The following is a 24,076-nucleotide window of genomic DNA, read 5'->3' on the forward strand; positions in this document are numbered from 1 at the left end:
GCCGGAATGTCACCAAATTCGATGTTGGCATTCCGGCTCTTTTGTTATACTTTCACTATCAAGTAAAAAAGAGGAGGATGTATGAAATGGCAGTTTTAGATGTCAAAAATTTGAAGAAAATATACAGACCGCGTTTCGGCGGCAATCAGGTGCAGGCATTATCCTGTGTAAACTTTTCTGTGGAAGAAGGAGAATATGTGGCGATCATGGGAGAGAGCGGCTCAGGTAAGACGACGCTTCTTAATATTATGGCGGCTTTGGATAAACCGACGGAAGGAACAGTCCTTCTTGACGGCAAACCGTTGTCTTCTATAAAAGACAAAGATATCGCACAGTTTCGGCGCGACAATCTTGGATTTGTTTTTCAGGAATTTAACTTGTTGGATACGTTTAATGTGAAGGACAATATCTTGCTCCCTCTTGTGTTGAAAGGTGAAAATTGTAAGCATATGGATTCAAAGCTGCAGCCGATTGCAAAGGAACTTGGTATTTCGGCGCTTCTTGAAAAATATCCGTATGAAATTTCCGGAGGTCAGAAACAAAGAGCCGCTGTTGCAAGGGCGCTGATCACAGAACCGCGGCTGATCCTGGCAGATGAGCCGACAGGAGCGCTTGATTCTCGTTCAACAGACGAACTGCTCGGATTGTTTGCGCGGATCAACGCAGGAGGTCAGACGATCCTTATGGTAACTCATTCAGTGAAAGCGGCGAGCAAAGCCGGACGCGTTTTGTTTATCCGTGACGGAGAAGTGTTCCATCAGGTATACAGAGGTCAGATGACGGACGAACAACTTTATCAGAAGATTTCGGATACGCTGACGATGCTTGCGACAGGTGGTGACAGACGATGAAAAAAGGATTTTATATCAGGCTGGCAGGGGAAGGCATTTCAAAAAACAGAAAATTGTATTTTCCGTATATTTTGACATGTATCTGTATGATCATGATGTACTATATCGTTTCTTTTCTGTCGATAAGTAAAGAACTGGCGTCTATCCGGGGCGGGGAAATGCTTCAGAGACTGCTCTCTATGGGAGTGTTTGTAGTTGCGGTATTCGCATTGATCTTTCTGTATTATACGAACTCGTTTCTTATAAGGAAAAGGAAGAAAGAACTTGGATTATATAATATTCTCGGGATGGGCAAACGTAATCTGGTAAGAATTCTTTTGTGGGAAAATATACTGACTGCCGTGATTTCTCTGGTTATCGGAATCGTGTTCGGAATTCTGTTCTCAAAACTTGCGGAACTTCTGGCAATTAAGCTTCTTGACGGGGCGACCGGATTCGGAGTTCATATAGAAATGAAGCCGATCCTTATGACAGTCGGTCTGTTTCTTGCGATCTTTCTGCTTATTATGATCCGCATGCTTGTGTCGGTATATAAACTTCGTCCGATTGAGATGCTCAGAAGTGAGAATGTCGGCGAAAAACCGCCGAAGGCAAACTGGCTCTTTGCATTTGCGGGAGCGGTGATCCTTGCCGGAGCATATTATCTGGCTGTGAAGATCATCGATCCGACAACTGCGATGCTTGTATTCTTTCTCGCGGTTGTTATGGTGATCATTGCCACATACCTTCTGTTTATTGCAGGTTCGGTCGCTCTTTGCAAGCTGCTGCAAAAGAGCAAAAAGTATTATTATAAGACGAGACACTTTGTATCTTTGTCACAGATGGTTTACCGAATGAAGAGAAACGGAGCGGGTCTGGCGTCGATCTGTATTTTATCTACGATGGTGCTTGTGACGATCTCGTCTACGATGTGTATTTATGCAGATACGGAATCGTCGATCAGAAACCGTTATCCACATGACATCACGATCGAGTGGAGCGGGAAAACATCCCTTCCGCAAAATGAGGACGGAACAGATACAGAATTAAAAGACAGCGTAGTGCAGCGTTTGACGCCGGAGATGACCATGACGTATAAAGAGGCTGTGGAAAAGGTGCTTGAATCTCATAAAGTAAAGGCTGAGAACTTGGAAAATTATAATCTTTACTCTCTTTCCGGAGTACAGTCAGACGATGTTTTAAGTATTGATTTTGAAAAGATGAAAGGGGAGATTTCCTCGATTAATGCAGGGATGTCAGGATCTGTGAAGACGATGTATTTTACAACAATGGATGATTACAACAAACTGAAAGGCACAGACAAGACTTTGGCTGAAGATGAGATGATGCTCTACTCATATAAAACAGATTATGAGTATGATTCCTTTACGATCGACGGCGTCGGAACATGGAAAGTAGAGACAATGAAAGAACCTCCGATAGGGGTAGGCAACGCCATGGCGAATATGCAGGGGTCATATCAGGTTGTTGTAAAAGATTTGTCTGTGATCGAAAAAATAGCGACTGCGTACGAAACGATCAATGCAAAACCTTTGCAGGACGGAACATTGTACCTGCTTTCCCTGAAAGAATGTTATGACTTTGATCTGAAATGTGATGAAGAAAAACAGATAGAGATTTACAAGGATATTTTGGAATCTTTTGAGCATATATCCGAAGCGGCAGATGAACAGGGCAATCGGATGGGAGATTCGCTGGCAAATTATTATGCGGACAGTAAAGCGTACGGTAAAGGAGATTTCATTGCGCTCAACGGCGGATTGTTTTTCCTCGGAGTGCTTCTCGGAGCGGTATTCCTGTTCGGTACTGTGCTGATTATGTACTACAAGCAGATTTCCGAAGGATATGAAGATCAGGATCGCTTTAATATTCTTATGAAAGTGGGAATGACAAAGAAAGAAGTGAAGCAGACGATCAACTCTCAGGTGCTTACTGTATTTTTCATGCCTCTGATCATGGCGGGAATTCATCTTGCGTTTGCATTTCCGATGATTCAGAAAATACTGATGCTTATGTCAGGCGTGGAAGCGAAAGTATTTGTGATCGTGACGATCGGATGTTATCTCGTGTTTGCACTCTTCTATGTACTTGTTTATGTCGTAACGTCAAAAAGCTATTATACGATCATAAGCAGTAAGGAAAAATAGAAAAAATCAATAAATTTCTATTCATACCCGGGAAACAATGTTATACTTGAGTATATCAATACAGCGATCCGCAGAGAGGAGTGGCACATATGATGAAACACACGATTATCACGATCGGAAGGCAATTCGGAAGCGGCGGGCATGAAGTAGGAAATCGATTGGCAGAACGGCTTGACATTCCGCTTTACGATCATAATCTGATCCGCATGGCGGCGCAGGAGCTTCGGATCAGCAGTGAAGATGCGACGCAGGTAGACGAGACGATTCTCGGAAGATTTCTCACGGCATATATAGTCAGTACAGGAAACTATACTGCATTTATGAGCGGAGACGAGTCGGGAGAACCTCTAAGTGATCTCGTCTTTAACAGGCAGTCGGCGATCATAAGGAAACTTGCGGAGAAAGGTCCGGGAATTTTTGTCGGAAGATGTGCGGATTATATCCTCGGAGATTATTCAAACTGCATCAATACGTTTATTTATGCATATAAGGACGATCGTATCCGCAGAATCATGAAGCTTTATGAACTAAACGAAAAGCAGGCGGCAGATAAGATCAAAAAGACAGACCGCGAAAGGAAGCTTTATTATGAGGCAAGGACCGGCCGCGAATGGGGTGGAATCGAGTCGAACAGCATGATGTTTAATACGAGTCTTTTAGGGATCGACGGAGCGGTGGATGCTCTCGAAGCTATTTACCGCAAATGGGATGCCGGGAGAGACGTCGAGTCATAAAATGCCGGCATATATGTAAAATGAATGACACGTCATGCAGGGGAGTTTTTATTTCGGAAGAAAAAGCCGGATAGATACAAAATAAAGCAGTTAAAAACGGGTACGTGAAAAAAACCGAGCGTACTCGTTTTTTCTTATTGATAATCCTATATTTTTTGTGGTATAATCCTTATTAATCATGATAAACAGAGAAGAGATCGTTTATCGGAACAATAAGAGAAATGAAAGGGAATGAGACATGAGTTTTATATCGTATTTGATTAATGGAATCAGTCTTGGAAGTGTCTATGCGATCATAGCGCTTGGGTATACGATGGTTTATGGGATTGCGAAGATGCTGAACTTCGCCCATGGCGACGTTATTATGATCGGTGCGTATATGGCGCTGATCACGATGATGAAGGCGGGGATGTCGCCGATCCTTGCGATCGTTGCCGCTGTAATCGTGTGTACGGTACTCGGAATCTTGATCGAACGTATCGCGTACAAACCGCTGCGTAACGCATCGTCTTCACTTGCCGTATTGATCACGGCGATCGGCGTAAGCTACCTTCTCCAGAATACGGCGCTTCTCGTATTCGGGGCGAACGCACAGACGTTTCCGTCGGTTATTAAGTGGAAAGGTTTGTCTTTGGCAGGCGGCAAGCTGAACATTTCAGGGGAGACGATCGTGACGATCGCGGCATGTGTAGTGATCATGATCGTACTGATGCTGTTCGTGCAGAAATCAAAGCCGGGTCAGGCAATGCGCGCTGTATCGGAAGATAAAGGCGCGGCTCAGCTTATGGGAATCAATGTAAACGGAACGATCGCTCTTACGTTTGCAATCGGGTCGGCGCTGGCGGCTGTTGCAGGTGTGCTTTTGTGTTCGGCATATCCGAGCCTGACGCCGTATACAGGAGCGATGCCGGGTATTAAGGCGTTCGTAGCGGCTGTATTTGGAGGAATAGGTTCGATACCGGGAGCGTTTATCGGAGGAATTCTGCTCGGTGTGATCGAGATTTTCGGAAAAGCATACATTTCGTCACAGATGGCGGATGCGATCGTATTCGCGGTACTTATCATTGTGCTTCTTGTGAAACCTACAGGTTTGTTAGGTAAGAAAATTCAAGAGAAAGTGTAGGTGATCAGAGCGATGGATAAATTAAAAAATATGAAAAAAACTACAAAAAATAATATCATCACATATGCTCTTGTTATCGCGGCATTTGTGATCATGCAGTCACTGATCAACGCCGGAAGTATTTCCAGCCTTCTTGAAGGATTGATGGTTCCGCTTTGTATTTATATTATTATGGCTGTGTCGCTGAACCTCGTAGTCGGCGTACTTGGAGAATTGAGCCTCGGACATGCGGGCTTTATGTGTGTCGGCGCGTTTGCAAGTGCATTCTTTTCAAAATGCATGAGAGATACGATCGAATCGGCTTCACTGCGCTTCTTTCTGGCTCTTTTGATCGGAATTGCGGCTGCTGCGATCTTCGGCATTCTGATCGGAATTCCGGTTCTGCGTCTGAAAGGCGACTATCTGGCGATCGTGACATTGGCATTCGGAGAGATCATTAAAAACCTCGTAAACGTATTGTATATAGGTAAAGATTCCAACGGTTTTCATTTTTCGACAAAAGATGTGATGGCGCTGAATATGGAACCGGACGGAAAGGTTATCATTAACGGTCCGCAGGGGATTACGGGAACGCCGAAAGATGCGACGTTTTTTATCGGATTTATACTGATTCTGATTACGTTGTTTATCGTGCTTAATCTGATCCATTCAAGAGACGGACGCGCGATCATGGCGATCCGTGACAACCGTATCGCGGCGGAATCAGTCGGTATTAATATTACAAAATATAAACTGATGGCGTTTACGATATCTGCGGCGATGGCAGGAGCGGCAGGCGTGCTTTACGCTCACAATCTGTCTACGCTGACGGCGAATACAAACAACTTCGGTTATAATATGTCGATCATGATCCTTGTCTTTGTCGTTTTGGGCGGTATCGGAAATATCAGAGGTTCGATCATAGCGGCAGTGATCCTGACACTTCTTCCGGAGATGCTCCGTGGATTGTCAGATTACCGTATGCTGATCTATGCGATCGTTCTCATTGTCATGATGCTCTTTAACTGGGCGCCGAAAGCGATCGAGTGGAGAGAAAAATATCTTTCTTTCGGAAAGAAGAAAAAGGAGGCTGTAAAATAATGGCGTTACTGGAAGTTAAAAATCTCGGGATTTCATTTGGCGGTCTCCGTGCGGTAAACGGGTTTGACATTTCGATTGAAAAAGAAGCTCTGTACGGACTGATCGGTCCGAACGGCGCGGGAAAGACGACTGTATTCAACCTTCTTACAGGAGTATATAAGCCGGACAGCGGAAAAGTGCTGCTGGACGGAACGGATATTACAGGGAAAAACACGATTGAGATCAATAAGGCGGGAATCGCCCGTACATTTCAGAATATCCGGCTGTTTAAGCAGTTAAGTGTTCTTGATAACGTGAAAGTAGGACTTCACAATAAACATCATTATTCTACTCTTTCGGGAGTCTTAAGACTTCCCGGTTACAGAAAAGTGGAAAAAGAGATGGATGAGCAGGCAATGGAACTTTTGAAAGTGTTCAATCTGGAAGATGTGGCGCATGTTGCCGCCTCTAATCTTCCGTACGGACAGCAAAGAAGGCTTGAGATCGCCAGAGCGATGGCGACAGAACCGAAGCTTTTGCTGCTCGACGAGCCCGCTGCGGGCATGAACCCGAACGAGACGGGGGAATTGATGGACATGATCCGTTTTGTGAGAGAAAAATTCCATATGACGATCCTTTTGATCGAACATGATATGAAACTGGTAAGCGGCATTTGCGAGAAGTTGACGGTGCTCAACTTCGGAGAGGTGCTCTGTGAAGGTAAAACGTCGGATGTTTTGAACGATCCGCAGGTTGTTACCGCATATCTTGGAGAATAGGGGGAATCGTTATGGCAATGCTCGAAGTAAAAGATTTACAAGTATATTATGGTATGATCCAGGCGATCAAAGGCATTTCTTTTGAAGTAAATCAAGGAGAGGTCATCGCTTTGATCGGAGCAAACGGCGCGGGAAAGACGACGACGCTGCATACAGTTACAGGTCTGATCTCCCCGAAGAGCGGACAGGTGCTGTTTGAAGGAAAAGATATTACAAAAACTCCGGCTCATAAGATCGTCTCTATGGGGATGGCGCATGTACCGGAAGGAAGAAGAGTGTTCGCAGAATTAAGCGTTTATGAGAATTTGAGAATGGGCGCTTATACACGAAAAGATAAGGCGGAGATTGAAGAAACATTAAAAAGTGTCTATAAGCGTTTTCCGCGTTTGCAGGAACGTAAAAACCAGATGGCGGGAACATTAAGCGGCGGCGAACAGCAGATGCTCGCTATGGGGCGCGCGCTTATGTCCAAACCGAGGATTATTTTAATGGATGAACCGTCGATGGGACTTTCTCCGATCATGGTAAATGAAATCTTTGATATTATCCGTGCGGTGAGCGAAAGCGGAACGACAGTCCTTCTTGTAGAACAGAATGCGAAGAAAGCTCTTTCGATCGCCGACAGAGCATATGTGTTGGAGACAGGAAAGATCGTCCTTTCGGGAGATGCAAAAGAACTTCTGGAAGATGATTCGATTAAAAAGGCTTATCTCGGAGAGTAAAGGAGGCGTGTTTTAATGAGAAATATCGTCATCACAATTTCAAGACAGTACGGAAGCGGAGGGAAAACGATCGGGGCGATGCTTGCAAAAGAACTTGGCATCAACTGCTACAGCAGAGAGATCCTTCGTATGGCTTCCGAGGACAGCGGAATCAATGAAAAACTGTTTGGTATGTCGGACGAAAAGGTGCGCAGGGCAGGATGGTTTAAGCTTTTGAGCCGTCCGTATGAGGGCGGATTGATCCCGCCGGAAGACAGAGAGTTTACTTCGGACGATAACCTGTTCAATTATCAGGCAAAGGTGATCAAAGAGCTTGCGGCAAAAGAGTCGTGCGTTATTGTCGGAAGATGCGCAGATTATGTTTTAAAAGATTATCCGAATGTAGTCAGCGTATTCGTGCATGCAGACAGAAAGTTCTGTCTGGATCGTTCAATGGAACGTCACAGCATGACGGAAAAAGAGATGCAGAAATATATTGAGAAAACAGATCAGTACAGAGGTGATTTTTACAGATACCATACAGGTCATGAATGGGTCGATGCAAGAAATTACGATCTGTGTCTGAACAGTGGAAAACTCGGATTTGAGAAATGCGTAGAAGAGATCAAAGCGTATATAAAAGTACGGTTTGGCGAAACCTTATAACTTAAAAGAATAGCTTCAAGAGACTCCTCAGGGTACTGGGGAGTCTTTTTGGAATGCAAGCCGTTCGCCGCCATTGTCTATATAGATGCGTCCGCAGTAAGTAAATCCGTTTTTCTTCAGCATATTCTGCATAACGATATTGTTTTCGTGCGTATCGATCTTTAAATTTCCACATTGTGAAAATGCCCAGTCAAGACAAAAAGAGGCTGCGCCCTTTACTTTGCCGGATGAAGTGATCCGGTGGACAACGCCGTAGGGAGCATCGTTTTTCCATTGTCCGTCATAAATTTTCAGATAGGTCGGATCTATGCCGTCTTTATAGAAGAAAACGGCTTCGATAGTATCTTTTTCGATGCAGACGTATAAATTCCCGAAGCGGATATCTGTTTCAATCATGTTTTGAGGAGGATACGTCGTCCCCCATTGGCCGGGGTTTCCGTGTTCGCGCATGAATGCGCGGGCGTTTTCATATAACTGCATAATAGAATGTAAATCTTGTTGTGTTGCTTTTCGGATACGCATAATAAAAGTCCTTTCTTTCTTATAAAAAGCGCTGACGCCTGCTTTGTATTTTATTATTCAAATATTCTCATGTTTTTGGCGCTTCTTGTTCAAGATGTTTTGTGTTCTGGCAGACTTATAATAATATTATGTCATAATGTTTCCTCTTTCTCAACAGAAAAACAGTTATTTTTAGTGGACCTCATGGTAAAGACATCATAGATGAATGGTTGAATTTAATCTGAAATCGGATTATAATTAAACGAGAAAAATCCGATTTCGGATTTTTGAAAGGAGGGAAGGATAAAAGTATGGAAGGTATAAGAATGTATAAAGAAAAACAGAAAGTGGGGTTTGGCATGAATTATACGCAGTCGAGAGAATTAAAAGAGAACAACAGGATCTATCGGGAGATGGAGAGTATCTACCATGAAATATGTGTAAAAGCGGGAATATCGGACACTGACTTTATTGTGCTGTATAGTATCGTAGAGTTTGAAGACGGTTGCTGCCAGAGGAAAATCGCAAAACAGTATTCTATCAGTCGGCAGACAGTGAATTCTTCGGTGAAAAAATTAGTGCAAAACGGCTGCGTTGTATTGGAAAGCGGCAAAGGGCATGACAAGCAGATTGTTTTGACCGAAAAAGGAAAAGCGATGGCAAAACAAAAGATCATTCCCGTGATGGAGGCAGAGGCAGGCGTTTTTATGCATATGACAGAAGAGGAGAGAAAGAAACTTTTACGTTTGAATGCAAAATATATGGAAATTTTCAGACAAAAGGTAGGAGAATTAAGATTATGAACATACAGCTTTCGGATCACTTTACATACCGCAGACTGATTCGCTTTACAATATCAACAGTTCTTATGCTTATCTGTACGTCGATGTACAGTATTGTAGACGGACTTTTTGTGTCAAACTATGTCGGGAAAATGCCATTTGCGGCGACAAATCTGATCTGGCCGGTATCTATGGGAATCGCAGCAATCGGATTTATGCTCGGAACAGGCGGAAGCGCCATCGTAGCAAAAACGCTTGGGGAAGGTAAGAAGGAAAAAGCGAATCAATATTTTTCGATGATTCTTTATTTCGGTATTATCGTCAGCGTTATTTTTTCGGTTATCTGTTTTATCTTTACGCCGCAAATTGCCCGGATGCTCAAAGCGGATGGCGAACTTTTGGAACATTGCATCGTATACGGAAGAATTCTTTTTGCGACGCAGACGGCGTTTATTTTGCAGAATATGTTTCAAAGCTTTCTCGTTGCCGCGGAAGAGCCGGTTTTGAGCCTGAAGATCAATATTGCGGCCGGACTGACGAACGTTGTGTTTGATTACTTGTTTATCGCAGTATTTGAGTGGGGAGTGGCAGGAGCTGCGATCGCTACAGGAATGGGACAGATCGTAGGAGGGATCGCGCCGTTTTTCTTTTTTGCGAAAGGAAGCCGCAATGGGCTGCGGATCACTTGGAGAACGAAACTGTATAAAGATATTCTTCTGAAAACATGCATGAACGGTTCGTCGGAAATGGTGACGAATTTGTCGACGTCTCTTGTGAATATTCTTTATAACTTTCAGTTGATGAAACTTGCAGGTGCAGACGGTGTGGCTGCGTTTGGAGTCATTATGTATGTGAATTTTATCTTCGTTGCGGTTTTTATGGGATATTCGGTCGGAAGCGCTCCGATTGTAAGTTATCATTACGGAGCGGGGAATGACGCAGAGCTTCATAATTTATACAGGAAAAGTAAAAATATTTTGATTGTAGCGGGAATTGTACTGACGATAGCGGCGGAGATACTTTCAATGCCTCTTGTCAGGATTTTTGTAAATTATGATAAAGAGCTTCTTTTGATGACCGTTCGCGGATTCCGCCTGTTTTCTTTTTCGTTCTTGATTATGGGAATCAACATATGGGCGTCTTCTTTCTTTACGGCATTGAATAACGGATTTGTGTCGGCGGCTATTTCGTTTTTGAGAACGTTTTTGTTTCAGGTGGCGGCAGTATGTTTCCTTCCTCTGATTATCGGTATCGACGGAGTGTGGACGTCCGTTTTGGCTGCAGAAACGATGGCTTTGGCGGTGACAATTATATTTTTAATAAAGGAGAAGAAAAAGTACCGCTACTGAAAGTATGATAATGATTTAACAAACACAATATATAGTAAATATAAGAGCGTATACAGGCAAAATTGTACTAAATCAAGAACAAAGGCATTTTTGAGAAGGATTCTCGTTATAATGGTTGTTTTTCCTTCGGGTGATGTTATACTAGCGCATGTGGCAATGAGATACAAATTACGATATCATTTGGACTGTTTAACCGCTCATTGCATGAACCGAAAGCGCAGATGATGTGCTTCGGTATGAAACGAATAAATTTATTAAGATTTCAGAGGAGGCTTTCAAATTATGGCACAATTTGATCAGTGGGCAGGATTTTCCGGAAAGAACTGGAAAAATTCTGTAGATGTACGCGATTTCATTCAGGAGAACTACACACCGTATGACGGAGACGAATCATTCCTGGAAGGACCTACAGAGGCAACAGATAAACTGTGGGGAAGACTTCAGGAGCTGCAGAAAGAGGAACGTGCAAAAGGCGGCGTTCTTGACATGGAGACAGAAGTTGTATCCGGTCTTACAGCATACGGCCCGGGATATATCGACGAGAGCATGAAAGACCTGGAGAAAGTTGTCGGACTTCAGACAGACAAACCGCTTAAGAGAGCGTTTATGCCTTACGGTGGTATCAACATGGCAGTAAAGGCTTGTACAACTTACGGTTATGAGCCGAATGAAAGATTGAAAGAGATCTTTACAAAATATCATAAAACACATAACCAGGGAGTATTCGACATCTACACACCGGAGATGAAGAAAGCCCGTCACAACAAGATCATCACAGGACTTCCGGATACATACGGACGCGGACGTATCGTAGGCGACTACCGTCGTGTTGCTCTGTACGGTATTGATTTCCTGATCGAGAAAAAACAGTACGACTTCGAGCGTTATGCAAGACACGGCATGAAAGGAACAGACTTCCGTCTTCGTGAAGAGATCGCAGATCAGATTCGCGCACTTCAGCAGATGAAAGAGATGGCAGCAATCTACGGATATGATATTTCACAGCCGGCAAAAGATGCAAAAGAAGCAGTACAGTGGCTGTATTTCGGATACCTTGCGGCGATCAAGACACAGAACGGAGCTGCAATGAGTGTCGGACGTATCTCTACATTCCTTGATATTTATATTGAAAGAGATATGAAGAACGGTGTTCTGACAGAGAGCGAAGCTCAGGAATTGATCGACCACATGGTTATGAAGTTCCGTATGGTTAAATTCGCAAGAATCCCGTCATACAACGAGCTGTTCTCAGGAGACCCGGTATGGGCAACACTTGAAATGGGTGGTCTCGGACAGGACGGACGTTCTATGGTAACAAAGAACGACTTCCGTTTCCTTCACACACTTGAGAACATGGGACCGTCTCCGGAGCCGAACCTGACAGTTCTTTACTCAGAAAGACTTCCGGAAAACTTCAAGAAATATACATCTTTGATTTCTGTAAAGACAAGTTCCGTACAGTACGAAAACGATGATGTTATGCGTCCGGTTTGGGGCGATGACTACAGCATCTGCTGCTGTGTATCCGCAACTCAGACAGGTAAAGAGATCCAGTTCTTCGGAGCAAGAGCAAACCTTGCAAAATGCCTGCTTTACGCGATCAACGGCGGTGTTGACGAGAAAACAAAAGTACAAGTAGCTCCGGCTTACAGACCAATCACATCAGAGTATCTTGATTACGATGAAGTAATGGAGAAATATGACGAGATGATGGAGTGGCTGTCCAAACTGTATGTTGATACATTGAACATGATCCACTACATGCATGACAAATACTACTATGAAGCAGCAGAGATGGCTCTTATCGATACAGATGTAAGACGTACATTTGCAACAGGTATCGCAGGATTCTCACATGTAGTAGACTCCTTAAGCGCAATCAAATATGCGAAAGTAAAAGTAATTCGTGACGAAGACGGTCTTGCAACAGACTTTGAGATCGAGGGAGACTTCCCGAGATACGGTAACGATGACGACCGTGCAGACGATATTGCGATCTGGCTGCTCAAGACATTTATGCACAAATTGAGCAAATGCCACACATACAGAGATTCTGAGCCTACAACATCGATCCTGACAATTACATCAAACGTAGTTTACGGAAAAGCAACAGGAACTCTTCCGGATGGAAGAAAAGCAGGCGAGCCGCTGTCACCGGGAGCAAACCCGTCTTACGGCGCAGAGAAGAACGGTCTTCTTGCTTCCCTGAACTCTGTAGCAAAACTTCCGTACGAGCTGGCTCTTGACGGAATCTCTAATACACAGACGATCAGCCCGAATGCACTCGGACATGATGATGACGAGCGTAAAGTAAATCTTGCCCGCGTAATGGACGGATACTTCCATCAGGGAGCACACCACCTGAACGTAAACGTATTCGGTACAGATAAACTGATCGACGCTATGGAGCACCCGGAAAAACCGGAATATGCAAACTTTACAATCCGTGTATCAGGATATGCCGTTAAGTTTATCGACCTGACAAGAGAGCAGCAGTTAGACGTAATCGCAAGAACTTGCCACGAGTCTATGTAATAAATAGTAACAGTTCAGTCCGCGCCATTCGTAAAACTGCACTGTATGGCTGAACTGTTACAATAAATAAAGGTCTGCAGATTTCTTTAGAAAGAAAAATGTGACTATAAGATGAAGAAAGTCCGGTTCTTTTGCTTGAGATATGATCTTTGGCAGAAGAACCGGTTTCTTTATAAATCTTTATAAAATGAAAAGGAGACGCCGGAATGGAACAGGCAAACGAAATAAAAGGATACGTTCATTCACTTGAAAGTTTTGGATCAGTAGACGGACCGGGAGTACGATACGTGATCTTTTTGACAGGATGCGCTATGCGCTGTCAGTTCTGTCATAACCCGGATACATGGAATCTTAAGAAAGGAACGCTGTATACGGCAGATGAGCTTCTGAAAACAGCTCTGCGCTATCGCACTTACTGGGGAGATAAAGGCGGGATCACGGTAAGCGGAGGAGAGCCTCTTCTTCAGATTGACTTCTTGATTGAATTGTTCCGCAAAGCGAAGGAAGCCGGAGTCCATACAACGCTTGATACAAGTGGAAATCCGTTTACGAGAGAAGAACCGTTTTTCGGGAAAGTACAGGAACTGATGAAATATACAGATCTTGTGATGCTCGATATAAAACATATCGATGATGAGCAGCATAAGATATTAACAGGATGTACGAATGAAAATATTCTTGATTTCGCTAAATATTTGGATGAGATTAAAAAACCTGTCTGGATTCGTCATGTCCTTGTTCCGCAGAGGAGCGACGATGACGGAGCGCTTGGAAAACTCCGTGAATTCATTGACGGACTAAGTAATGTGGAAAAAGTCGAAGTCCTTCCGTATCATACGCTCGGAGCATATAAATGGAAAGAACTCGGATATGAGTATCCGTTGGAGGGGATTGATCCTCCGACAAAAGAGCGGATTGAAAATGCAAATAAAATACTGCGTACAGCGGAATGTAAGTAAAAACGAAAGTATCGGGATACAGAAGATGAATTTTGTATCCCGATACTTTTTGATACGCCTGAAAGAGTGGGCGTTTTATGTTGACTGTACTATTTGAGTGTGTGTGCCGCGAAAAAGAAACAGGAATGAAAACAGGCATACAATCGCTTCGGTGACAGGAACGGTAAGCCAGATCCCTGTCAATCCAAATAATGACGACAAAATCCATGCGGCAGGAATGATCAGTATAAAGCCTCTTAAAACAGAGATGACAAATGCAAGTTTTGGTTTGTCGCATGAACATAAAAATGCAGATGCTATAATGTTCACTCCGGCAAAAAATAAGTTGATAAAATAAATTCTCATGCCTCCGGAAGCGATAGTTGTCAACAGAGGATCATCCGCCTTGTTGAATGCTTCGGCGATAGGAACAGAAAAAAGACTGATCGTTATGTAGGAAACAAGCGAAAGGAGAAGGCTTGTGATCAGCGCATATTTTCGTATACTGTTTTGTACATGCTTTCCTTTTGCATCGGCATGTCTGCTGACGATAGGCTGTATGCCCTGCGCGATCCCTGTAAAAACAGAAGTGAGGACAAGGGCGATATTTGCAAGGATTCCGTAGGCGGCAACACCTGTATTTCCGTTCAACTTAAGGATCAGGAAATTGAATACGATAATAACGATTCCAGAGGAAAGCTCCAGTACAAGAGAGGAAACTCCCAGGAAACAAATATCAGCGGCGCGTTTTAATGACAGCCGTATTTTTGTAATATGAAACCGGTTGTTTTTCTTTATAAAATGGACAGACATGATGAGCATACTGATCACAGGAGCAGTTGCAGTCGCAGTGGCGGCTCCTGCCATTTCCATGCCAAGCGGATAGATAAAAATATAGTCCAGTACAATGTTGGCAAGACTTCCGATAAGCATTCCCGCCATAGAAAGTCTGGGAGCTCCGTCGTTTCTCACAAAACAAAGAAGAAGATTGTTTCCGAGAAAGAGCGGGGAGAAGAGAAGCAGTATGCGGATGTAGTCGGAGGCGTAACCGATCGTGTCGTGATCGGCGCCGAGTATGGCGGAAATCTCTTCTGAACAAAATGCTCCCGCAAAGGAGAAGAAAAGTGCGCAGAGAGCGGCCAAAAGCAGAGCATGTGTAAAAGCAGTGCGGTGTGTATCGCTGTCCGGGCGTGTCGATGAAAGCGAGTAGCGGGCGGCTCCGCCCATACCGATCATCAGACCGATCCCGTTCATAAGGTTGTATGCAGGGAGCGTCAGATTGAGCGCCGCGAGGGCGTCTGCGCCGATTCCCCTTGCAATGAAAAAAACGTCGGCCAGAATATAGCAGGAAAATCCGATCATGCCGAGGACGTTTGATGATACATATTTAAAAAAAGTATGGAAGATCGATTGTTCGTTTTGTCTTGCAGCGTTCATAAAAGTTCCTTCCGTAAAAAAGGCATCTGACGATGCATTTTCTCTGAAAATATTTCAAGAAAGAGTGCGAAGCCAAATGCGTTGAAATGTAAGCTTTCTATCAAAAGTCTATTTTGTATGGTCTTATTGTTTGCGACGCTATCGTACCATAGAACAAAGGGAAAATCAAATCTTTTTTAATTCCCCGATCAGGTGTATGATATAATAGATCGGCGCAAACGGAAATAGCGCCGGAAAATGAGCAAAACGGAAGCAGATGCGAAAGAAACAGATGCGATGAAAGCAGGCGCGAAAGAAACAGACAGAAGAATGACGGAAAGGGGTTTATAATATGAATAAGAAGGAAATATTAGAGATAAGAAAGCAGTTTACTCCGGCAAATTGTGCGATTACACGTATATGCGGGTGTTATGTAGATCATGAGAAAGAAAAGAAGATGGAATCAAAAGAAGCTTTTTTGTCATTGCCGGAAGAAGAGGCGTTTAAATATTTTGACATTTTTAAAAAGACGCTTTCCGGTACGGTCGGGAAAAATATATTGAATATGGAATTTCCGATCGATGCGGAGATGCCCGGGGGAACGCAGGAGTTTCTTTTGAAGCTTCGCAGCAGCAAGCTTCAGGATGATATGCTTTTGGAAGAGTTTTATGATAAAGTCATCGAGGCATACGACTGTGCCGAGAATTATTACATTATTTTGATCCATGCGATGTATGATGTTCCGGGAAAATCTTCCGACGGGATCGAAATGTTCGACGCGTCTGACGAAGTGTATGAATATTTGCTTATGAGTCTCTGCCCGGTGTCTTTGTCGAAAGCAGGATTGAGTTATAATGCGGAAAGCAACTGCATTCAGGATCGGATAAGAGACTGGATCGTAGATATGCCCGATAAAGGATTTTTGTTCCCTGCCTTTAATGACCGAAGCACGGATTTACATAGTATGCTATATTATACGAAGAAATCAGAAGATTTACAGCCCGGAATGATCGATCAGCTTTTCGGAACGAAGATGCCGATGTCTGCCGATACGCAGAAAGAAACGTTTAAAATGTTGATCGAAGACACGCTTGGTGAGGACGGAGATTATGAGACCGTCAGAAATATTCATGAAACGCTGAATCAGTTGATAGAAGAACATAAGGAAGAACCGGAACCGCTGGCGCTTGATCTGACAGATATGAAGAAAGTGTTTGAGCAAAGCGGTGTAGAGGCGGAAAAGATGGAAAGTTTCGACCGCAATTTCACGGAAAATGCAGGAGAAAAAACATCGCTTTTAGCATCTAATATTGCAGAGACGAGAAAGTTTCAGATTGAAACTCCGGACATCGTTATTAAGGTAAATCCGGAAAGAGCGGATCTCGTTGAGACGAGGATCATTGACGGACGCCGCTGTCTTGTGATACCGGTGGACGATCATATAGAAGTAAACGGAATCAATGTGCAGACGATCAAAATGAAAGAACGGGAAGAAAATCAGGAGACATATAATTAACCTACTAAATAAAATTAGTCAAAAAGTATGAAAAAAATGTGAAGTCAACATGTATATGTTGACTTTTTTGTGTTATATTACTAATATATTATTTAGTTATCTAACTAATAAATAAAAAGTAAGAGGGAGGCATAACATGTTTCAATGTGATATAAACGATGCTCCGGTGATCGGGATATTGGGAATTGTGTCGCACCGGGCGAAAGTTGCGGCAAAAGATATGTACAGTGTATTTGATCTAAACAGAAGTCAGGCAAGTATTTTACTTACGCTTCATCACTGTGAGTCTATGTCGCAGAAGGATCTGGCAAAGCAGTTGAATATTACCGCTCCGTCGATTACATCATCGATCCGTAAAATGGAACAGTTTGGATATATTGCAAGACAGACAGATCCTGCGGATCAGAGAGTTATGCGGTTGGCGCTTACAGAGAAAGGACGTTCGTGCATTCAATCTATAAAAGACGTGACGGATAAAATGGAGGAGATCCTGCTTAAAGGAATGAGCGTAGAAGAAAAAATATTGTTTCGCAGGCTTTTAGTTCATGTAAACAATAATATTGATCAATATGAAAGGAAAGAAAAGATATGAAAAACTTATTTAAGTATGCGTCCGAGCACTGGAAAGCGCTTCTTGCGATCGTGGCCATTTTGATCGTGCAGGCGTATTGTGATCTGTCTTTGCCTGCATATACTTCGGACATCGTCAATGTGGGAATCCAACAAGGCGGAGTTGAAGATCATATACCGGATGCGATTTCCGCGGAAGATATGGAGACACTTTTGCTTTTTACTTCTGAAAAAGACGGAAAAACTGTTTTGTCGGCATATGAAAAGGATGACAAAACATATGAAGAACAGGCTTATGTCTTAAAAGATACTGTAAAAGAAGATACGGATAGGACGGAAAAATTAAGCGGTATTCTGGCAGCGCCTATGATGATGGCGGCAGGATTTGAATCAGGAAGCGATATGACCGCAGATATCGAAGAACAGTTGAAAGCACAGCTTCCTCCGGAAATGATATCGGAAGATATGACGGTTTTGGATATTTTGAAAATGATGCCGCAGGAGCAGAAACAGGCATTTGTATCGGAGATAGAAAAAAAGACGGAAGAACTTCCTGATACGATCACAGAGCAGGCTGCCGTAAATTATGTAAAAGAAGCTTATGCAGATCTCGGTATCGATATGGATGAATTGCAGTTTCGCTATCTGTTTTCAACAGGAGCAAAAATGATCGGTCTTGCATTTCTCGGAATGGTGGCAAGCGTTCTTGTCGGATTTCTTGCATCCCGCGTCGGAGCGGCGGCAGGACGCGATCTAAGAGGAAGAGTGTTTAAGAAAGTCGTAGGATATTCAAGCAATGAGTTCGATCATTTTTCCACGGCGTCTTTGATCACGAGAAGTACAAACGATATCCAACAAGTACAGTTTATTATCGTGATGCTGCTTAGAATTGTACTTTATGCGCCGATTCTTGCGATCGGAGGCATTGTGCAGGTATTTCAGACAAATGTTTCAATGTCCTGGATCATCGGTCTGGCAGTTGTTTTGATCGCTTTAGTCGTTTTGGTTTTGTTTGCGGTTGCAATGCCGAAATTTAAGAGCCTGCAGAAATTAGTTGATAAAGTGAACCTTGTTATGAGAGAAATATTGACCGGACTTCCTGTGATCAGGGCGTTTAGTACAGAGAAGCATGAGGAAAAGCGGTTTGACAAAGCAAATATGGATCTGATGAAAACAAATCTGTTCGTAAATCGCGCGATGACGTTTATGATGCCGATCATGATGCTTATTATGAACGGGATCTCGGTTTTGATCATGTGGTCCGGTGCAAAAGGAATCAACGACGGACAGATGCAGGTCGGAGATATGATGGCGTTTATCCAGTATACGATGCAGATTATTATGGGATTCCTTATGATATGCATGTTGTCGGTTATGCTTCCAAGAGCGGCTGTTGCGGCAGATCGTGTGGATGAGGTTCTGTCCAGCAGGACGGTGATCCATGATCCGAAAACACCGAAAAAATTTGAAGAAAAACAAAAAGGTGTGCTCACATTCGACCATGTTTCTTTCAAATATCCGGGTGCGGATGAAAATGTTCTTGAAGATATTACATTTACGGCAAAACCGGGAGAAACGACAGCGATTATCGGAAGTACCGGAAGCGGAAAATCAACGCTTGTCAATCTGATCCCCCGTTTTTATGATGTGACGGACGGAAGTATCCGTTTGGATGGAACAGATATTCGTGAAGTGACACAGCATGATTTGAGAGATAAACTTGGGTATGTTCCTCAGAAAGGACTGTTGTTCTCAGGTGATATCGCATCGAATATTATGTTCGGGAATCCGGAAGGCGGCGGGCAGGAGATGAAAGAAGCTGCGCAGATAGCGCAGGCAACAGAGTTTATCGAAGCAAAGCCGAACAAATATGAAAGTCCTATTTCGCAGGGCGGATCGAATGTGTCCGGAGGCCAGAAACAGAGACTTTCAATCGCAAGGGCGATCGCAAAACGACCGGAAGTGTTTATTTTTGACGACAGTTTTTCGGCGCTTGACTTCAAGACAGACGTTGCTCTACGGAAAGCTTTGAAAAAGCGGACGAAAGAAAGTACGGTGCTGATCGTGGCACAGCGAATCAGTACGATTTTAAATGCAGAACAGATCATTGTACTTGATGATGGAAAGATTGCAGGAATCGGTACACATAAAGAGCTTCTTAGAAACTGTGAAGTTTACAAACAGATTGCGGCATCCCAGTTGTCTGAAAAAGAACTTCAAGATGGAATGCAAAGTGAAGACAGAAAAACGGAAGATATAAAAAGTGAAACGATAAAAACAGAAGAAAGAAAAGAAGCAATCAGTGCAAAAACAGCGGAACAGGAGGTGAGAAGCGATGTCTAGGCACGGAATGAAAGGTCCTCATGGAGGAATGCGAGGAGGAGCAAAAGCAAAGGATTTTAAAGGCTCGCTTAAAAAACTTGTAAAATATATGAGCGTATATAAAGTGCAGATGCTTTTTGTCGCTGTTTTCGCAGTATGCGGAACGGTATTTAACATTGTCGGACCGAAAATATTAGGTAAGGCTACAACAGAGATTTTTAACGGGCTTGTCAGTAAAGTATCGGGCGGATCGGGAATGGATTTCGGAAAAATCGGACAGATCCTTCTTATTACTCTCGGTCTGTATGTAGTCAGCGCGCTTTGTTCCTTTATTCAGGGAATGATTATGACCGGAATCTCACAGAAAACGACGTACCGATTGAGAAAAGATATTACGGAAAAGGTCAATCGGATGCCGATGGATTATTTTGATACGAAGCCTGTCGGAGAGGTGCTCTCCCGTGTGACAAATGATGTAGATACTCTCGGACAGAGTTTGAACCAAAGCGCGACGCAGCTTATTACTTCTGTGACGACTCTGATAGGAGTTCTCGTTATGATGCTTTCGATCAGTCCGCTTATGACGGTTGTGGCGCTGTTGATCCTGCCGATTTCCGTTGGCCTGATCTCATTCGTTATGAAACATTCGCAGAAATATTTCAGCGGACAGCAGGAATATCTCGGAAATGTAAACGGTCAGGTCGAGGAAGTGTACAGCGGACACAACGTGATCAAGGCATTTAACAAAGAAGACGATGTGATCCGTGAATTTGACCGGACAAATGATAAATTGTATGAATCTGCATGGAAATCCCAGTTTTTCTCTGGAATGATGATGCCGGTCATGCAGTTTGTAGGGAACTTAGGTTATGTAGGAGTAGCGATACTCGGAGGTTTTCTGGCGATTAAAAAGACAATAGAAGTCGGAGATATCCAGTCATTTATTCAGTATGTGAGAAACTTTACACAGCCGATCCAACAAGTTGCTCAGGTGACAAACATGCTTCAGCTTGCGGCGGCATCATCGGAGCGGGTGTTTGAATTCCTCGAAGAAAAGGAAGAAGATCAGACGGTTGAACACCCTGTTTCGGTAGAAGGACTTCACGGAAATGTACAGTTTGAAAATGTTCATTTCGGATACAATCCGGAAAAGATCATCATTAACGATTTCTCTGCAAATGTAAAAGAAGGTCAGAAAATCGCAATCGTCGGTCCTACAGGAGCCGGAAAAACAACGATGATCAAACTGCTCATGCGCTTTTATGATGTAAACAGCGGTTCGATCAAGATCGACGGCCATGACGTAAGAGACTTCAACAGAAGCGAACTAAGAGAAATGTTCGGAATGGTACTTCAAGATACATGGCTCTTCCACGGAACGATCATGGATAACATCCGTTACGGAAAACTCGACGCAACAGAGGAAGAAGTTATACAGGCAGCAAAAGCAGCACATGTTCACCGTTTCGTCCAGACACTTCCGGGAGGCTATCAGATGGAAATCAATGAAGAAGCAACAAACATCTCACAAGGACAAAAACAGCTTCTTACGATCGCAAGAGCAATACTTGCAGATCCGAAGATCCTCATTCTTGACGAAGCGACAAGTTCCGTCGATACAAGAACAGAAGTAAGAATCCAAAAAGCAATGGATAATTTGATGAAAGGCAGAACAAGTTTCGTTATCGCCCATAGATTATCGACAATCCGAGACGCAGATCTCATTCTCGTTATGAAAGACGGCGATATCATCGAACAAGGAACACACACACAACTCCTCGCCCAAAACGGCTTCTACGCCGAACTATACAATTCACAGTTTGAATCAACAGATCAGACCTGCGCATAAAAAAGAGGACTCCGCAGCGTAAGCTTGCTTACAAGGTGCGGAGTCCTCTTTTTTAAGCATAGGGCGGACGCCCGTCAGTGAGATGAAGAGTGAAGCGATGAAATCGAACTGGGGTCTGATCGGACGGTGGAGTTGAGTTCTGATCGGATGCAAATGATTTTTGTATGTGGTATGATGGGAGTTGAACTGCACTGAGTTTTTACAACCGAAGCTTGAGTGCAAGATCTTTCGCACATATAACACGAAAGAATACTAAAAAGGAAAGCAGTTTAAAGAACGAGTATTCTCAGGAACAGGTGAGGTGGCAACATGTTAAAAAAGAGTTTTTATTTTTTTATGTCAGTTGTAGAAACAGGAAGCTTTTCGCAGGCGGCGAAAAAGCACTATTTGTCGCAGGCTGCCATTAGCCAGCAGATTTCTAAACTGGAAGAAGAAGTCGGAGTTCGTTTATTTGACAGGAGTAAATACCGCCCTGAATTGACGGAAGCCGGTAAATATTATTATCAGAAGATCAAACAGTTATCTGAGGAATATGAGAAAATCGAGAAACAGACGCGTTATATTCAAAAAAAGAATTCGCAGAAAATAGTAGTGGGGATTACAGGTCCGTTTGAAAATAAATATCTTCCCCGTATTATCAATGAATATAAAGAAGGGCATGAAACGCATTTTGATGTTCGTGTTTATACATTTGAAGAGGGGAAAAAGCTGTTGGAGGCAGGAGATATTGATATTGCTTTTGGTCTGTCATCAGAGTTTTCTGTAAACCCGGATATTTCTTATGAAACGATTCATCAGTCGGAAACGTGTATTGTATGCAGCAGAAAAAACAGATTAAGTCAGTATAAAAGCATCAACCCCATTTTAGTAAAAGACGAGCCGATGATCACGTTATCTTCGCAGATGGGCAGAAAGTTTTATGATGATTTTATGAAGGCGTTTATATTGGATGGGTTTGAACCGAATATTGTAAAAGAAGTGAATTCTCTTTCGGAGTATTTTATATCTATAAAACTGGATGAAGGAATAGGATATACAGGCAGAGAGGTTGTGCCGGAAGAGGAAGATCTGTGCACTGTAAAAATAGTAGGAAGTCATCATCATGCAGATTTTGCGGTGGCTTATTTAAAAGAAAATAAAAAACAAAGTGTTGTTCAGTTTTATGAATATATTGTAGCATATTTTAAAGATTATAAGAAAAACTTATAGTCTTTATAGAAAAGCAGGTAGTTTCTTTTTGCTTGTTAAAATATTATCATTACAGTATGAAAAGCAAAGGAGAAATGAAACGATGGGTAAATTATTATTGACAGGTGTTGACGGAAATTTAGGTGAAACTGCCGCTGAAATTTTGCTTACTTTAGAACCGAAAGAGAATCTGATCTTTTGTGGTTATAGTGAAGAGGCGCTCAAAAAATATGCAGATATGGGAGTCGAGACTCGTCAGACAAACTTTAACAACGCAGATGGATTGTCGGAGGCATTCAAAGGAGCAGATGCGCTGGCTCTTATTTCGATGCCGTTTGTAGGAGCGAAAAGGCAGAAAGCTCATAAAAATGCGATAGATGCGGCAAAAGCGGCAGGAGTAAAACAGATTATTTATACTTCGTTAGTGAATGCAGACGATGAGACAAATCCTAGTGTTGAAAAGAAAGACCACATTTATACAGAAAATTATATAAAAGAGGTCGGCTTAGATTATCAGTTTATGAGAAATTCACAGTATGCAGAGGCGATGGTCACAAATTACTTTACTTATGTAAAAATGGGAACTCCGCTTACAAATTCACAAGGTGATGGATTAATGGCTTATATTTCAAGAAAAGACTGTGCGAAAGCTGTAGCGTACGCGCTTCACAGATCAGGTGAGTTTACACAGAAAGTCTGGGATATTAACGGACCGGAGCTGATGACGATTACTCAGTTTATTGAGATTGGAAATGAATCCACAGGAAACAATCTGACGTTCCAGAATGTAACGGATGAAGAAAATTATCAGATATGGGATGCTATGGGAGTGCCAAGAACGACGGACGGCGTATTCCTGGAAGACAGTGAAGCTCCGTTTTCAAGCGATGGAATGGTGACGTTTGCGCAGGCGATCAGAGAAGGAAAAATGGATATCTTTACTGATGATTTCAAAAAACTGACAGGGGATGATCCAATCACCGTGAAATATATGTTCGATCATAACGAAGATTTTCAGATCGGTGCAAGACATTCAAAAGATGATTAAAT

General features: G+C 42.9%; 20 protein-coding genes. 18 read left to right on the plus strand and 2 right to left on the minus strand.

The features are described from left to right. Nucleotides 1-86 precede the first annotated feature (86 nt). The 8 genes from RUMTOR_RS11300 (at nt 87) to RUMTOR_RS11335 (ending at nt 8,060) form a co-directional block, all read left to right on the plus strand. The gene (locus RUMTOR_RS11300; RefSeq protein ID WP_009320018.1) at nt 87-851 is read left to right on the plus strand and encodes an ABC transporter ATP-binding protein; all 765 of its coding nucleotides are present in this window, start codon (nt 87-89) and stop codon (nt 849-851) included. Further along, entirely contained in the window at nt 848-2,998 is a 2,151-nt protein-coding gene (locus RUMTOR_RS11305) for an ABC transporter permease (RefSeq protein ID WP_004848023.1), read from the plus strand. The genes RUMTOR_RS11300 and RUMTOR_RS11305 overlap by 4 nt, the downstream gene beginning before the upstream one ends. An 89-nt stretch (nt 2,999-3,087) precedes the next feature. Then, nucleotides 3,088-3,732, plus strand: coding sequence for a cytidylate kinase-like family protein (locus RUMTOR_RS11310; RefSeq protein WP_004848025.1), 645 nt, complete (start codon nt 3,088-3,090; stop codon nt 3,730-3,732). A 238-nt stretch (nt 3,733-3,970) separates the two neighbouring features. Further along, the gene (locus tag RUMTOR_RS11315; RefSeq protein ID WP_004848026.1) at nt 3,971-4,855 is read left to right on the plus strand and encodes a branched-chain amino acid ABC transporter permease; all 885 of its coding nucleotides are present in this window, start codon (nt 3,971-3,973) and stop codon (nt 4,853-4,855) included. A gap of 12 nt (nt 4,856-4,867) precedes the next feature. Then, complete coding sequence (locus tag RUMTOR_RS11320) at nt 4,868-5,935, plus strand: branched-chain amino acid ABC transporter permease (protein WP_004848027.1); 1,068 nt, start codon at nt 4,868-4,870, stop codon at nt 5,933-5,935. After that, nucleotides 5,935-6,693 (plus strand): ABC transporter ATP-binding protein, encoded by a 759-nt coding sequence (locus RUMTOR_RS11325; RefSeq protein WP_004848029.1) that lies wholly within the window; start codon nt 5,935-5,937, stop codon nt 6,691-6,693. The genes RUMTOR_RS11320 and RUMTOR_RS11325 overlap by 1 nt, the downstream gene beginning before the upstream one ends. An 11-nt stretch (nt 6,694-6,704) precedes the next feature. Then, entirely contained in the window at nt 6,705-7,415 is a 711-nt protein-coding gene (locus tag RUMTOR_RS11330; protein ID WP_004848031.1) for an ABC transporter ATP-binding protein, read from the plus strand. A gap of 15 nt (nt 7,416-7,430) precedes the next feature. After that, the gene (locus tag RUMTOR_RS11335; RefSeq protein WP_004848033.1) at nt 7,431-8,060 is read left to right on the plus strand and encodes a cytidylate kinase-like family protein; all 630 of its coding nucleotides are present in this window, start codon (nt 7,431-7,433) and stop codon (nt 8,058-8,060) included. 27 nt (nt 8,061-8,087) lie between these two features. On the opposite strand, the gene RUMTOR_RS11340 is transcribed toward RUMTOR_RS11335, so the two are convergent. Beyond that, a complete protein-coding gene (locus RUMTOR_RS11340; RefSeq protein ID WP_004848035.1) occupies nt 8,088-8,582 on the minus strand; it encodes a GNAT family N-acetyltransferase in 495 nt (164 codons plus the stop codon). 290 nt (nt 8,583-8,872) lie between these two features. On the opposite strand from RUMTOR_RS11340, the gene RUMTOR_RS11345 reads away from it, so the two are divergent. From RUMTOR_RS11345 to pflA, 4 genes are all read left to right on the plus strand, one after another. Beyond that, complete coding sequence (locus RUMTOR_RS11345) at nt 8,873-9,364, plus strand: MarR family winged helix-turn-helix transcriptional regulator (RefSeq protein WP_004848037.1); 492 nt, start codon at nt 8,873-8,875, stop codon at nt 9,362-9,364. Continuing rightward, a complete protein-coding gene (locus RUMTOR_RS11350; RefSeq protein WP_009320016.1) occupies nt 9,361-10,692 on the plus strand; it encodes an MATE family efflux transporter in 1,332 nt (443 codons plus the stop codon). Before RUMTOR_RS11345 ends, RUMTOR_RS11350 begins: the two co-directional genes overlap by 4 nt. Nucleotides 10,693-10,974: 282 nt before the next feature. Continuing rightward, complete coding sequence (gene pflB / locus RUMTOR_RS11355; RefSeq protein WP_004848042.1) at nt 10,975-13,227, plus strand: formate C-acetyltransferase; 2,253 nt, start codon at nt 10,975-10,977, stop codon at nt 13,225-13,227. Nucleotides 13,228-13,433: 206 nt separating this feature from the next. Further along, the gene (gene pflA, locus RUMTOR_RS11360; RefSeq protein WP_004848044.1) at nt 13,434-14,186 is read left to right on the plus strand and encodes a pyruvate formate-lyase-activating protein; all 753 of its coding nucleotides are present in this window, start codon (nt 13,434-13,436) and stop codon (nt 14,184-14,186) included. A 75-nt stretch (nt 14,187-14,261) separates the two neighbouring features. Here the strand turns inward: pflA and RUMTOR_RS11365 are convergent, their stop codons facing one another. Further along, nucleotides 14,262-15,602, minus strand: a complete 1,341-nt coding sequence (locus RUMTOR_RS11365; protein WP_004848047.1) for an MATE family efflux transporter — start codon at nt 15,600-15,602, stop codon at nt 14,262-14,264. A 331-nt stretch (nt 15,603-15,933) separates the two neighbouring features. On the opposite strand from RUMTOR_RS11365, the gene RUMTOR_RS11370 reads away from it, so the two are divergent. The 6 genes from RUMTOR_RS11370 to RUMTOR_RS11395 all read left to right on the plus strand — a co-directional run bounded on the left by RUMTOR_RS11370 (nt 15,934) and on the right by RUMTOR_RS11395 (nt 24,074). Continuing rightward, the gene (locus RUMTOR_RS11370) at nt 15,934-17,097 is read left to right on the plus strand and encodes a DUF4317 domain-containing protein (protein WP_004848049.1); all 1,164 of its coding nucleotides are present in this window, start codon (nt 15,934-15,936) and stop codon (nt 17,095-17,097) included. A 136-nt stretch (nt 17,098-17,233) separates the two neighbouring features. After that, complete coding sequence (locus RUMTOR_RS11375; RefSeq protein ID WP_004848051.1) at nt 17,234-17,689, plus strand: MarR family winged helix-turn-helix transcriptional regulator; 456 nt, start codon at nt 17,234-17,236, stop codon at nt 17,687-17,689. After that, complete coding sequence (locus RUMTOR_RS11380) at nt 17,686-20,010, plus strand: ABC transporter ATP-binding protein (RefSeq protein WP_004848052.1); 2,325 nt, start codon at nt 17,686-17,688, stop codon at nt 20,008-20,010. The genes RUMTOR_RS11375 and RUMTOR_RS11380 overlap by 4 nt, the downstream gene beginning before the upstream one ends. Further along, a complete protein-coding gene (locus RUMTOR_RS11385) occupies nt 20,003-21,838 on the plus strand; it encodes an ABC transporter ATP-binding protein (RefSeq protein WP_004848054.1) in 1,836 nt (611 codons plus the stop codon). Before RUMTOR_RS11380 ends, RUMTOR_RS11385 begins: the two co-directional genes overlap by 8 nt. Before the next feature lie 336 nt (nt 21,839-22,174). Further along, nucleotides 22,175-23,047 (plus strand): LysR family transcriptional regulator, encoded by an 873-nt coding sequence (locus RUMTOR_RS11390; protein ID WP_227070116.1) that lies wholly within the window; start codon nt 22,175-22,177, stop codon nt 23,045-23,047. Between the two features lie 82 nt (nt 23,048-23,129). Beyond that, the gene (locus tag RUMTOR_RS11395; protein WP_004848058.1) at nt 23,130-24,074 is read left to right on the plus strand and encodes an NmrA family NAD(P)-binding protein; all 945 of its coding nucleotides are present in this window, start codon (nt 23,130-23,132) and stop codon (nt 24,072-24,074) included. Nucleotides 24,075-24,076: the final 2 nt, after the last annotated feature.

Source organism: [Ruminococcus] torques ATCC 27756, assembly GCF_000153925.1.
Classification (GTDB): domain Bacteria; phylum Bacillota; class Clostridia; order Lachnospirales; family Lachnospiraceae; genus Mediterraneibacter; species Mediterraneibacter torques.

Coding starts and splice junctions, on each gene's coding strand:
- RUMTOR_RS11300 (WP_009320018.1), top strand. CDS start 87: ATGGCAGTTTTAGATGTCAAAAATTTGAAGAAAATATACAGACCGCGT.
- RUMTOR_RS11395 (WP_004848058.1), top strand. CDS start 23,130: ATGGGTAAATTATTATTGACAGGTGTTGACGGAAATTTAGGTGAAACT.
- RUMTOR_RS11305 (WP_004848023.1), top strand. CDS start 848: ATGAAAAAAGGATTTTATATCAGGCTGGCAGGGGAAGGCATTTCAAAA.
- pflA (WP_004848044.1), top strand. CDS start 13,434: ATGGAACAGGCAAACGAAATAAAAGGATACGTTCATTCACTTGAAAGT.
- RUMTOR_RS11365 (WP_004848047.1), bottom strand. CDS start 15,602: ATGAACGCTGCAAGACAAAACGAACAATCGATCTTCCATACTTTTTTT.
- RUMTOR_RS11345 (WP_004848037.1), top strand. CDS start 8,873: ATGGAAGGTATAAGAATGTATAAAGAAAAACAGAAAGTGGGGTTTGGC.
- RUMTOR_RS11340 (WP_004848035.1), bottom strand. CDS start 8,582: ATGCGTATCCGAAAAGCAACACAACAAGATTTACATTCTATTATGCAG.
- RUMTOR_RS11375 (WP_004848051.1), top strand. CDS start 17,234: ATGTTTCAATGTGATATAAACGATGCTCCGGTGATCGGGATATTGGGA.
- RUMTOR_RS11385 (WP_004848054.1), top strand. CDS start 20,003: ATGTCTAGGCACGGAATGAAAGGTCCTCATGGAGGAATGCGAGGAGGA.
- RUMTOR_RS11325 (WP_004848029.1), top strand. CDS start 5,935: ATGGCGTTACTGGAAGTTAAAAATCTCGGGATTTCATTTGGCGGTCTC.
- RUMTOR_RS11390 (WP_227070116.1), top strand. CDS start 22,175: ATGTCAGTTGTAGAAACAGGAAGCTTTTCGCAGGCGGCGAAAAAGCAC.
- RUMTOR_RS11315 (WP_004848026.1), top strand. CDS start 3,971: ATGAGTTTTATATCGTATTTGATTAATGGAATCAGTCTTGGAAGTGTC.
- RUMTOR_RS11370 (WP_004848049.1), top strand. CDS start 15,934: ATGAATAAGAAGGAAATATTAGAGATAAGAAAGCAGTTTACTCCGGCA.
- RUMTOR_RS11335 (WP_004848033.1), top strand. CDS start 7,431: ATGAGAAATATCGTCATCACAATTTCAAGACAGTACGGAAGCGGAGGG.
- RUMTOR_RS11380 (WP_004848052.1), top strand. CDS start 17,686: ATGAAAAACTTATTTAAGTATGCGTCCGAGCACTGGAAAGCGCTTCTT.
- RUMTOR_RS11330 (WP_004848031.1), top strand. CDS start 6,705: ATGGCAATGCTCGAAGTAAAAGATTTACAAGTATATTATGGTATGATC.
- pflB (WP_004848042.1), top strand. CDS start 10,975: ATGGCACAATTTGATCAGTGGGCAGGATTTTCCGGAAAGAACTGGAAA.
- RUMTOR_RS11350 (WP_009320016.1), top strand. CDS start 9,361: ATGAACATACAGCTTTCGGATCACTTTACATACCGCAGACTGATTCGC.
- RUMTOR_RS11310 (WP_004848025.1), top strand. CDS start 3,088: ATGATGAAACACACGATTATCACGATCGGAAGGCAATTCGGAAGCGGC.
- RUMTOR_RS11320 (WP_004848027.1), top strand. CDS start 4,868: ATGGATAAATTAAAAAATATGAAAAAAACTACAAAAAATAATATCATC.